This window comes from Microbacterium sp. PF5 (assembly GCF_004794315.1).
In the GTDB taxonomy this organism is placed as follows: Bacteria; Actinomycetota; Actinomycetes; order Actinomycetales; family Microbacteriaceae; genus Microbacterium; species Microbacterium sufflavum.
In genome coordinates, this window is sequence record NZ_SSDQ01000068.1 from 1 (window position 1) to 10,384 (window position 10,384).

The following is a 10,384-nucleotide window of genomic DNA, read 5'->3' on the forward strand; positions in this document are numbered from 1 at the left end:
CGGGCCTGAGCCCCAGCCCGCCGCGCGTCCGACCCCGGCGCGCGGCGGGCCGTCCGCCCGGCATCCGTGCGGCGCCGTGAGATCATGGATCCGACATGTCGATTGAACAACAACCGAGCCTGCCCCCTGTGCTCCGCCCCGCGAACCCGCCCCGGCGCGAGCTTTCCGAACTGGCCTCCCGATTCGCCGCCACCGTGCGCGGCGACGCCACCGGAGTGTCCCTGAGCGGCATCACTCTCGCCACCGCGGATCTTCGCCCCGGTGAGGCCTTCGTCGCGATCCAGGGCGTGAACCGCCACGGAGCCGACTTCGCGGCGACCGCTGCCGAGAAGGGCGCGGTCGCGGTCATCACCGACGAGCGCGGCGCGGAGATCGCCGCGGACGCCGGCCTGCCCGTCCTCGTGGTGAACGATCCGCGCGCCGTGCTGGGCGACCTGAGCGCCTGGGTCTACGGCACCGGGGCGGACGACCCCCTGCCGCTGCTCTTCGCGACGACGGGCACCAACGGCAAGACGAGCGTCTCCCACCTCCTGGAGGGCATCCTCGAGCAGATGGGCGTGGTCACGGGGCTGTCGTCGACGGCCGAGCGCCACATCGCGGGCGAGGTCATCGTGTCGCGGCTCACCACGCCGGAGGCGTCGGAGATGCACGCGCTCCTGGCGCTGATGCGCGAGCGGCACGTGGAAGCGGTCGCGGTCGAGGTGAGCGCGCAGGCGCTGTCCCGCCACCGCGTCGACGGGATCCGGTTCGATGTCGCCGGCTTCACGAACCTCAGCCACGACCACCTCGACGACTACGCCGACATGGAGGAGTACTTCGAGGCGAAGCTGCCGCTGTTCCGTCCCGATCGCGCGGTCCGCGGCGTGATCTGCCTCGACTCCCCCTCCGGCGCGCTGGTCGTCGATCGCGCGGAGATCCCCGTCGTCACGGTCGGCACGCCGTCGATCGCCGCCGATCCCGATGCCGCGGCCCGCGCGGACTGGGTGGTCGTGATCGACGAGGAGCGCGCCGCCGGCACCACCTTCACGATGAGCGGCCCTGCCGGAACCCTCACCACCACGGTGCCGGTGATCGGTCCGCACATGGCCGCCAATGCCGCGCTCGCGATCGTCATGCTGCTGGAGGGCGGGTACGCGTGGGAGCGGATCACCGACGCGCTCGGCCGCGACGGCGGCATCCACGCCTACCTCCCCGGCCGTACGCAGCTCGTCTCCGGCGACCGCGGACCGGCGGTGTTCGTGGACTTCGGGCACTCGCCGGACGCCTTCGAGAAGACCCTCGCCGCGGTGCGCCGGGTCACCCCCGGAAAGGTGCTGATGCTGTTCGGCGCGGATGGCGACCGCGACGCCAGCAAGCGCTTCGACATGGCGCGCACGGCCGTGGAGGGCAGCGACATCCTCGTCGTGACCGATCACCACCCGCGCTTCGAAGACCCGGCGTCCATCCGGGCGACCCTCGTGGAGGGCGCGCGCCGGGCACGACCCGACGCGGAGATCCACGAGTACTCCCCACCGGAGGCGGCGATCGTCGCGGCGGTCGGCCTGGTGGGCGACGGCGACGCGATCCTGTGGGCGGGTCCCGGGCATCAGGACTACCGGGACATCCGCGGCGTGCGCACCCCGTACTCGGCGCGTGAGCTGTCCCGCCGCGCGCTGAAGGCCGCCGGGTGGCCGGTTCCGGAACCGCGCTGGCCTGTGCCCTACCCGGACGAGGACTGACCGCCGCCCGGTGCAGCGCCGCGCTGCATCGGGCGCCCTCGGCGGCCGCCCCGTCAGCTCGCGGCGATGAGCCGATCGGCCGTGCGCCGTGCCCAGTCCTCGGCCTCTGCGAGCGTCTCGACCGTGAGGGTGCTCGGCGCCTCGTGCTGGTCGACGACCGCGGAGATCGTGTCGACGATGCCGAGGAACGACAGGCGTCCCTCGTGGAACGCGTCGACGGCCTGCTCGTTGGCGGCGTTGTACACGGCCGGGAAGGTGCCGCCCGCGCGTCCGACCGCCTTGGCGAGTGCGACGGCCGGGAAGGCCTCGCCGTCGAGCGGCTCGAAGGTCCACGAGCTCGCGGTCGTCCAGTCCAGGGGACGACCCACGCCGCCGATGCGGTGCGGCCAGTCCAGGCCGAGGGAGATCGGCAGACGCATGTCCGGCGGGGACGCCTGTGCGATGGTGGACCCGTCGATGAACTCGACCATGGAGTGCACGATCGACTGCGGGTGCACGACCACCTCGATGTCGTCGTAGGCCACGTCGAACAGCAGGTGCGCCTCGATCACCTCGAGCCCCTTGTTGACGAGGGTGGCGGAGTTCGTCGTGACCGTCCTGCCCATGTTCCAGGTGGGGTGCGCGAGCGCCTGCCCCGGTGTGACCTCGGTGAGCTCACTGCGCGTGCGTCCGCGGAACGGTCCGCCCGACGCGGTCACCACCAGGCGTCGCACCTCGTCATGCGTCCCGGAGCGGAGCGCCTGTGCGAGGGCGGAGTGCTCGGAGTCGACGGGGACGATCTGCTCGGGGGCGGCCGCCGCCAGCACCAGATCTCCCCCGACGATCAGCGACTCCTTGTTCGCGAGGGCGAGCGTGCGGCCCGCCTGCAGCGCGGCGAGCGTGGAGCCGAGTCCGATCGAGCCGGTGATGGCGTTGAGCACCACATCGGCCTCGACGTCCCGCACGAGCTGTTCCGCTTCGACGGCACCGAGCGCCGTGTCCTCGACCTGGAACTGCTCCGCCTGCTCTGTCAGCAGCTCGCGGTTGGAGCCCGCGGCGAGCCCGACGAGCTCGAACCGGCGCGGGTTGGCGCGGATCACGTCCAGCGCCTGGGTGCCGATGGAACCGGTGGAGCCGAGGACGATGACGCGACGCATGACGCCAGCCTAGGACACGGCCGCCGTCGCGCCCGCGCTACTGCTGCGCCTGCACCGGGGTCGTGGCGAGGATGTCGACGACGAACACGAGGCTCTCGTTCTGCAGTTCGTTGCCCTCGCTCGCACCGTAGCCGTCGGACGGGGGCATCACGACGAGCACCTGCGAGCCGACCTTCTGACCTTCGAGCGCCTTCTGGAATCCGGTGACCACTCCCGTGGTCTGGAACTGCGCCGGCGCCGCGTCGCGACTCCAGCTCGAGTCGAACTCCTTGCCGTCGGACCACTTGACCCCGAGGTACTGCACGACGACCAGGTCGCCCGAGGCGACCGTCGCTCCGTCACCCTGCTTGAGCACGGCGACCTGGGTCTCGGCCGGCGCATCGCCGTCCGGGATCGTGATGCTGGGCTTGCCGTCGTCGTCCAGCTTCACCTCGGGCATGCCGGGGGTCGGGTCGACCGGCGTACCGGTGGCGACCTCGGGCAGTTGCTCGACGGCCTCTGCGTACACGACCTTATTCGTCCCGCCCTCGCCGAAGACCTCGCCTGGAAGGGCGAGGACGACCTGCGTTCCGATCGGCTGGCACTCGAGAGCGGCGATGAAGAGAGATGCACTGTTCTGGTCGAGAAGGACGGGAGCCTCACCACCCTCGCTTCGTGCCGAGGAATCGACGACTTCACCTGTCGACGCTTCCACGATCTGGTACTTCACCCCGACGAGGTCATTCGCGACGACTTCGTCACCTGTGCCCTCAGCGATCACCGTTCGCTCCACATCGGCGAAGGCCGCATCAGCTGGCACTTTGACGACGGCATCGAGTCCCTCGCCCTGAACGTCAATGGAATCCGAGGTCTTGCCCGGCTGCGCGTCGAGCAGACACCCACTCGAAGCGGACGGGTCGGGGGTGCCCGAGCTCTCCGGCGAACCGCTGCCGGAGCAGCCGGCGAGCAGGAGGGTCGCCGCGGCGACGGTGGACAGGACGATGAGCGGACGCTTGCGCACAGTGAGACCTCGGGATCGCGGGCGGGACACTCCATCCTGCCCCATCGCCCTTTGCCCTCCCTGGGAGGTGGGGCGCGAGTCTTCATTCCCACGTCGGCATGGGGCCGGGAGTATCCTGCTCTGATGACCTCTGAGCAGTCCGTCGAGCCCGAACCCGCCTCAGAGGACACGCCGAAGCCGCGCCATGCGGGCTTCACGTACGCGCTCGGTCGCAGCCTGATCGCCCCGCTCGCGCGGCTGATCTACCGTCCCCGGATCGAGGGCCGCGAGAACGTCCCCACCACCGGTCCGGTGATCTTCGCGAGCAACCACCTGTCGTTCATCGACTCGATCGCCATCCCGGTCGCGGCACCGCGGCCCGTGCACTTCCTTGCGAAGTCGAGCTATTTCGAGGGGACCGGATTCAGCGGCCGCCTCACCAAGACCTTCTTCGAGGCGATCGGCGCGATCCCCGTCCGGCGCGGCGCGGGTCAGGCAGCACTCGACGCGCTCGATCTGCAGCGGCAGCTGCTCGAGGAGGGCCTCGCGGTCGCGCTGTACCCCGAGGGGACCCGTTCCACCGACGGTCGCCTGTACAAGGGCCGGACGGGCGTGGCGTTCCTGGCCCTGCAGACGGGCGCACCGGTGGTCCCGGTGGGACTCATCGGCACCGACAAGGTGATGCCGGTGGGCGCGAAGATGCCGACGCTCTCCGAACGCGTGACGGTGCGGTTCGGCGATCCGCTCGACCTGTCCCCCCACGGACCCGCTACCAGCGGACGCGCACGGCGGCTCGCGACCGACGAGATCATGGCCGCGATCCATGCCCTGTCCGGTCAGGAACTGGCGGGCACCTACAACGAGGCTCCGGCCCAGGGCACCATCGAGAAGATCAAGCAGGCGCTCCCGCACGAGCGCCGCTGAGTAGCGCTGAGCGTGAACCCCGGACCCTCCCGGTAGCGGCGACCACGTGTCCCCTCCCGGGCGAGGAGTCCAACAGCGGTTGCCCCTCCGCCGCGGGGGTCACGCGCTCGCGGTGACCGTGGCCTCGTGCCGCACCGGGAAGTTGACCGAGTTCGCGATGAAGCACCACTCGTTCGCCTGGGCGTGCGCCCGCTCTGCCGCCTCGATCATGGACGGATCGGCGACCACGACCTCCGGGGAGAGCGTCACCTCGACGAATGATCCCCCTCCTGCCCCGTTCTCGCGCATCAGCCCGCGCGCGCTGTCGCGGTAGGAGACGACCACGACGCCGGCGGTGACGCAGGCGTGCAGATACGACAGCAGGTGGCACTCGGAGAGCGAGGCCAGCAGGAGGTCTTCGGGGTTCCAGCGGGAGGGGTCTCCGCGGAACGGCTTGTCGGACGAGGCCAGCAGCGCGGGCTTGCCCTCGATCTCGATGGTGACGTCGCGGCGATAGTCGCGGTATCCGCTCGTTCCGGTGCCGGAGTTGCCCGTCCACGTAGTTGTGAGAGCGTAGCGGTGTTCACCGAGCGGACGCGACGTGGTGTGCTCTGCCATGCGCTCAGTCTGCCAGGTGCCGCCGACGTCGCGACCCTCCGCGGGGACCCCGAGGCCGCGGGACCACCGGCACTAGGCTGGTGGAGTGCTGGAGACACTCACCGTTCAGGATTCCGTCGAGCTCGCCGTCGTCGAACGGAGCGGATTCATCGAGTCACGTCACGCCGGCGCCGCGGTGGTGCTCTCGCCCGACGGCGAGGTGATCGCGCGACACGGCAACGCCGACGCACTCATCCTCCCGCGGTCGAGTCTCAAGCCGCTGCAGGCGGTGGCGTGCATCACCGCCGGCGCACCGCTGGAGGGCGAACAGCTCGCCCTCGCCACGGCGAGTCACACGGGCACGGACCGGCACGCCGCAGTGGTGCGCGACATCCTCACCGCCGGGGGCCTGACGGAAGACGACCTCGCGTGCCCTCCGGCCTGGCCGGGCGACTCCGCGACCCGCGACGAGCTGGTGCGCGAACACGGCCAGGAGGCGCGCGTCCGCATGAACTGCTCGGGCAAGCACGCCGCGATGCTGCGGGCCTGCGTGGCCACCGGCTGGCCGACCGCGGGATACCTCGACCCCGCGCATCCGCTGCAGGCTCACATCCGGGAGGTCGTCGAGCGCCTCACCGGGGAGAAGATCGCGCACACCTCCATCGACGGCTGCGGCGCTCCGGTGCATGCGCTCACCCTCACCGGGCTCGCGCGCGCGATCCACCGCATCGGCACCGCGTCCGACCGTTCGCCGTTCGCGCTGCACCGCGTGGCCGGGTCGCTCGTCCGCGCGGTGCGCGAGAACCCCTGGACCGTCGAAGGGCCCGGCCGCCCCGACACCATCGCGACCGAGCGTCTCGGCGTCTTCACCAAGGGCGGCGCGGAGGGCGTCATGGTGATGGTGGCGCCGGACGGGACGACCGCGGCCCTGAAGATGCTCGACGGCGCCGCGCGCGCGTCCACCATCGTCGCCGCCACCCTCCTGGCTCGCGCGGGCTCTCTGAGCGACACCGACGTGGCCGGTCTCGCGGAGGCCCTCCCGCTCGACGTGCTCGGGGGCGGTGCCCGCGTGGGAACGGTCCGCCCCGGCGCCGGCCTCTGACGCACCAGCCTCACCGCGACCCGAGCCCCGGCACGACGACCCGCCGCGGCGCGCGGTCCCCCACCACCGACCACGCGCGCCCCTGATGCAGCCGGGCGAACGGCGGGAGGTCGCGCACACCGACTAGCTGGCGCAGATCGGACGGACGCTCCGCGCGGACCAGGACCTCGCCCTCGGCGCGGATCTGCTGCCACAGGGCCCACTGCCGCTGCCAGCCCTCCGCGTCGGCCATCAGGATGCACGGGCTCGCGGTCGTCGGCACGTCGCTCCCGGCCGTCCGCACGTCCCACTCCGGGCGCGCCGCGCGGAGTGCGCCCACCGCGTCCGACGCGCCCGCCGTGACCAGCGCCACGACCGGCCTCGCCGGTGCCCAGATCTCCGTCGAGGAGGCAGCGGACTGCCTCGGCCGCTCGTCCGCCCAGGCGAACTGCACCTCCCGCCCGTCGAGCACCGCGCGTCCCGGCGGTCGGTCCCGCACGAACCCCGACGTCTCGCCACCCGCTGCGAGGTGCTCGACGCGCGACGCCGCGCGTAGAAGCGCTCGACGGGGCAGCGCGTCGAGCACACGGCCCAAGGGACCCGATGCCCGTGCGGCCGTGAGGATCCAGGTCGTCGAAGGTGACAGGCGCAGCGACTGCTCCCACCGCTGCGCGAACTCCTGTGCGTACTCGACAGGGAGCTCGGCGTGCAGCGCGTCGATGTCGTCGCACAGCACGAGCTCGGGGATCTCCGTGTCACCCCTGACCCATGCCGCGAGCAGGTCCACCGCGCTTTCCGCATCGGAGGGGAACAGCAGGGCATCATGACGCTGGGCCGCCACCGCGCGCACGAGCGCCGTGCGTCCGCTGCCCGGAGCGCCGAGCACGGCGAGCCCGCGCTCACGCCCCGGACGCAGAAGCTCCCGAGGCTGCCGCTGTCGTTGCGGGTCGTCGGCGAGACCGAGCACCACCGCGTGCCCCCCGGCGTCGTCGCTGCCGTCGTGATCCGCGACACGAAGGTCTGCGAGATCGATGTGTCGCGGCAACGGCGGGAGCCAGGGGCTGACAGCCGGAGCCGCCTGGCTCCAGCGCGTCGCTGCACGCCGCAGGTCTCCGGGACCGGTCAGCGCGACGCGCACGAGCTGCGGCTCCGCATCCTGCGGTCGACGCACGAGCGCACAGCCGCGCCCCTCCGGCCCCCCATCGAGCAGCGCCGCGCCGTCCGTCCCGATCACGGCCCTGCTGTCCGCGGGATCTGCGACCCGCAGGCTGATCCGCAGCGGGCAGTTCGCCGCCAGGGCGTCACGGATCACGCCGCCCGCACGCTGCGTCCCGAGGACCAGGTGCATCCCCAGGGCGCGGCCGCGCGCAGCGATGTCGATGAACACGTCGCCGAGGTCGGCGTGCTCGAGGAGCAGGGCGGCGAACTCGTCGACCACGATCACCAGGCGTGGCAGGTCGACCTCTGACACGTCTCGAACGCCGGCCGCGGCGAGGGCGGCCTCCCGTCGTCGCATCTCCGCCCGCAGGCTCGAGACACCCCGGCGCGCACCCTCGTCGTCGAGGTCCGTGATCACCGCCGACACCTGGCGGAGAGCGCGAAGCGGCTCGAACGCCGTCCCACCCTTGAAGTCGGCCAGCACGAACGTCACCCGATCCGGTCCGTACGCGGCACACATCGCCGCAACCCAGGTCACGAGCAGTTCGCTCTTTCCCGCCCCGGTCATGCCGGTGACGATCGCGTGCGGTCCGTGCTCCACCAGATCGACCGCGATGTCGGTACCCCGGCCGTCACGGCCCACCACGACCGCGAGACCATCACCTGCCTCTGAGACGATCACGTCGGCCAGCGGCACGCTGAGCGGGAGCTCCGTATGCGTGTCCGACGGCTCGCCCGTTGCCGAGGCGACCAGTTCTGCCTGCGGTCGCGACAGGCACTCGACCGCGACCTCGGTCACGCCCTCCGGCGTGCGCAGCGATGCGGCCCCCGGCTCGACCACGTCGAGCACGGTCGTGATCCCCGACGGCACCTCGGCGTCGGGAGCCGCCGTCCAGATCACCGCATCTGCCGCGACGGGCGCTCCGAGCGTGCCCCACCCCACCCGGAAGGCCCCCCGGCGCGCCCGCACCGCGTGAGCCGCCGTGGTCAGGCCGGACGACGCCAGCTCCTCGCCGACGAGCGCCAGTTGCGCCGGCCCGAAGCGGAGGCAGAGCTGCGCGACCAGAGCTCGTGCCGCCGCGGCTGCGACCGGGGCCTGGCCACGGACGCAGACGCCCCCGCCGAGCCGCACCACGACCGGCGCGTCATCGAGCTCGGCGCATCGCGCGCGGAACGCCTCTGCTCGATCGCCCTCCCCACCCGTCGTGCGCACGGCGCTGACACGCACACCGCGACCCACGGTCAGCTCGGTGTCGGCAGCGATCGGATCCGTCCCACGAAGCGGCGGTTCTGCGACGCACGCGGCGACGTCCGGGTGGCGCGACTCGAGCTGGGCCCGCTCCTCGGCGTGACGGCGGGCGAGCGCATCCTCGACCGCGCGCCACTCGGCCTCCACCCTGTCCGCCTCACGCCGTCGATCGTGCCGTCGCGTCCTCGCGGCGTCGGCCACCGAAGCGAGCATCATGAGGGGACCGAGTGCGGCGAACCACAGCGACTGCACCGACCCCGTGGTGAGCCACAGCGCCACCCCCATCCCAACCGGGACGATTCCCGCGAGATACGGCAGCGAGGTGCGGCGCGGCGGCGCGGGCGCGGAAGGGATGACGAGAGGAGACGGGTCCATCTCCCCAGTGCACCGCTCCGTGACAGCAGAGAGCCTGCTGTCCACAGCGTCGGAGCGACTACTCCGCGGTGTCCCCCTCTGGGGAGGAGGACTGGGGGTCGCTCACCTGCAACACGATGAGCGTCACGTTGTCGCGACCACCGTTGTCGAGAGCCGCAGCGAGCATGGCGTCCACGCACGCGGCCGGATCGGAGTTCTCCCGCAGGAAATGCTGGATGCCGTAGTCGGTCAGCTCCTTGGTGAGTCCGTCGGAGCAGATCACGAACCGGTCGCCCGGACGCAGGTCGATGGTGACATAGTCCGGAGCGGTGAGCTCGCTGGCGCCCACCGCGCGCGTGATGACGTTGCTGTAGGGGTGGCCCTCGGCCTCCTCCGGGCTGAGCTTCCCCGCTGCGATCAGCTCCTGCACCACCGAGTGGTCCGTGGTCACCTGCACGAGCCGGTCATCGCGCAGGAGATAGACCCGCGAGTCGCCGATGTTCAGCGCGACCCACTGCGCCTGGTCTCCGCCGTCGTCCAGGTAGACGCCCGTGAGCGTGGTCCCGGTTCCCTCGTCGGTGGTCTCCGGGTGCTCCGCGATGTCGTCGACGGCGCGGGCGAGAGCCTCTTCGATCGTGCGATGCGAGATGTCGCCCGCGACGACCGCGGCCTGCAGGCGGGACACGGTGCTTTGGCTTGCGATCTCGCCTCCCGCGTGCCCGCCCATTCCGTCGGCGACGATGAAGAGGGGGAACTCCGCGAGGAACGCGTCCTGGTTGGTCTCACGGCGACGGCCCTGATCCGTGACACCCGACCACGAGAGCAGCAGCGGGCGTCCCGCAACCGTGACGGTGTGCGTCTTCGTCTCAGCCACGTGCTGCCTCCGATGGACCTGCGGCGGAAAGGGCGGTCGCAGGATACTCACACATCGTAGTGGAACACGATCCCCTCGCTCGCACCGGGGCCCTTCGAGGGGCAGAGCGGAACGGAGACGCCGATCGGGCGCTGCGACAAGACCATGACCTCCACGTTAGCGGGCGCATCGCCCGCGAGAACACCGTTCACACCACGAAACCCCCGGCGGTGGGCCGGGGGTTTCGCGACGACGGTCACGCAGGGGGCTGCGTGGGATCGTTCGGGGTAGTGGGAGGAGCCGGCGGTGCGGCCGGCGGGGCCGCGGGCGGAGCCGGCGGCGTGGTCGGCGGAGCC

At 71.8% G+C, this 10,384-nt stretch carries 9 protein-coding genes; 3 read left to right on the plus strand and 6 right to left on the minus strand.

The genetic code is table 11. The annotated features are described in order from the left end of the window. The first annotated feature begins 95 nt into the window (after window positions 1–95). Window positions 96–1,718, plus strand: coding sequence for a Mur ligase family protein (locus DW297_RS05050; protein ID WP_205828231.1), 1,623 nt, complete (start codon window positions 96–98; stop codon window positions 1,716–1,718). A 53-nt stretch (window positions 1,719–1,771) separates the two neighbouring features. Here the strand turns inward: DW297_RS05050 and dxr are convergent, their stop codons facing one another. Both dxr and DW297_RS05060 read right to left on the minus strand, forming a co-directional pair. After that, window positions 1,772–2,854, minus strand: coding sequence for a 1-deoxy-D-xylulose-5-phosphate reductoisomerase (dxr, locus tag DW297_RS05055; RefSeq protein WP_136030019.1), 1,083 nt, complete (start codon window positions 2,852–2,854; stop codon window positions 1,772–1,774). 37 nt (window positions 2,855–2,891) lie between these two features. Then, window positions 2,892–3,854: an FKBP-type peptidyl-prolyl cis-trans isomerase gene (locus tag DW297_RS05060; RefSeq protein ID WP_136030021.1), complete on the minus strand. Its 963-nt coding sequence runs from the start codon at window positions 3,852–3,854 to the stop codon at window positions 2,892–2,894. A 123-nt stretch (window positions 3,855–3,977) separates the two neighbouring features. On the opposite strand from DW297_RS05060, the gene DW297_RS05065 reads away from it, so the two are divergent. Further along, complete coding sequence (locus DW297_RS05065; RefSeq protein WP_205828232.1) at window positions 3,978–4,757, plus strand: lysophospholipid acyltransferase family protein; 780 nt, start codon at window positions 3,978–3,980, stop codon at window positions 4,755–4,757. 99 nt (window positions 4,758–4,856) lie between these two features. On the opposite strand, the gene DW297_RS05070 is transcribed toward DW297_RS05065, so the two are convergent. Then, window positions 4,857–5,354, minus strand: coding sequence for an OsmC family protein (locus DW297_RS05070; protein ID WP_136030023.1), 498 nt, complete (start codon window positions 5,352–5,354; stop codon window positions 4,857–4,859). Window positions 5,355–5,439: 85 nt separating this feature from the next. Here DW297_RS05070 and DW297_RS05075 point away from each other — a divergent pair, with 85 nt between their 5' ends. Continuing rightward, window positions 5,440–6,435 (plus strand): asparaginase, encoded by a 996-nt coding sequence (locus DW297_RS05075; protein WP_136030025.1) that lies wholly within the window; start codon window positions 5,440–5,442, stop codon window positions 6,433–6,435. Between the two features lie 10 nt (window positions 6,436–6,445). On the opposite strand, the gene DW297_RS05080 is transcribed toward DW297_RS05075, so the two are convergent. The 3 genes from DW297_RS05080 to DW297_RS19090 form a co-directional block, all read right to left on the minus strand. Beyond that, window positions 6,446–9,196: an FtsK/SpoIIIE domain-containing protein gene (locus tag DW297_RS05080; protein WP_136030027.1), complete on the minus strand. Its 2,751-nt coding sequence runs from the start codon at window positions 9,194–9,196 to the stop codon at window positions 6,446–6,448. A 58-nt stretch (window positions 9,197–9,254) separates the two neighbouring features. Beyond that, window positions 9,255–10,049 (minus strand): PP2C family protein-serine/threonine phosphatase, encoded by a 795-nt coding sequence (locus DW297_RS05085; protein ID WP_136030030.1) that lies wholly within the window; start codon window positions 10,047–10,049, stop codon window positions 9,255–9,257. A 47-nt stretch (window positions 10,050–10,096) separates the two neighbouring features. Then, a partial coding sequence (locus tag DW297_RS19090; protein ID WP_205828233.1) for a hypothetical protein occupies window positions 10,097–10,384 on the minus strand: 288 nt, incomplete at its 5' end.

What these genes read in the sequence shown, in the direction of transcription:
- DW297_RS05050 (WP_205828231.1), top strand. Translation starts at nt 96, where the DNA reads ATGTCGATTGAACAACAACCGAGCCTGCCCCCTGTGCTCCGCCCCGCG.
- dxr (WP_136030019.1), bottom strand. Translation starts at nt 2,854, where the DNA reads ATGCGTCGCGTCATCGTCCTCGGCTCCACCGGTTCCATCGGCACCCAG.
- DW297_RS05065 (WP_205828232.1), top strand. Translation starts at nt 3,978, where the DNA reads ATGACCTCTGAGCAGTCCGTCGAGCCCGAACCCGCCTCAGAGGACACG.
- DW297_RS05070 (WP_136030023.1), bottom strand. Translation starts at nt 5,354, where the DNA reads ATGGCAGAGCACACCACGTCGCGTCCGCTCGGTGAACACCGCTACGCT.
- DW297_RS05080 (WP_136030027.1), bottom strand. Translation starts at nt 9,196, where the DNA reads ATGGACCCGTCTCCTCTCGTCATCCCTTCCGCGCCCGCGCCGCCGCGC.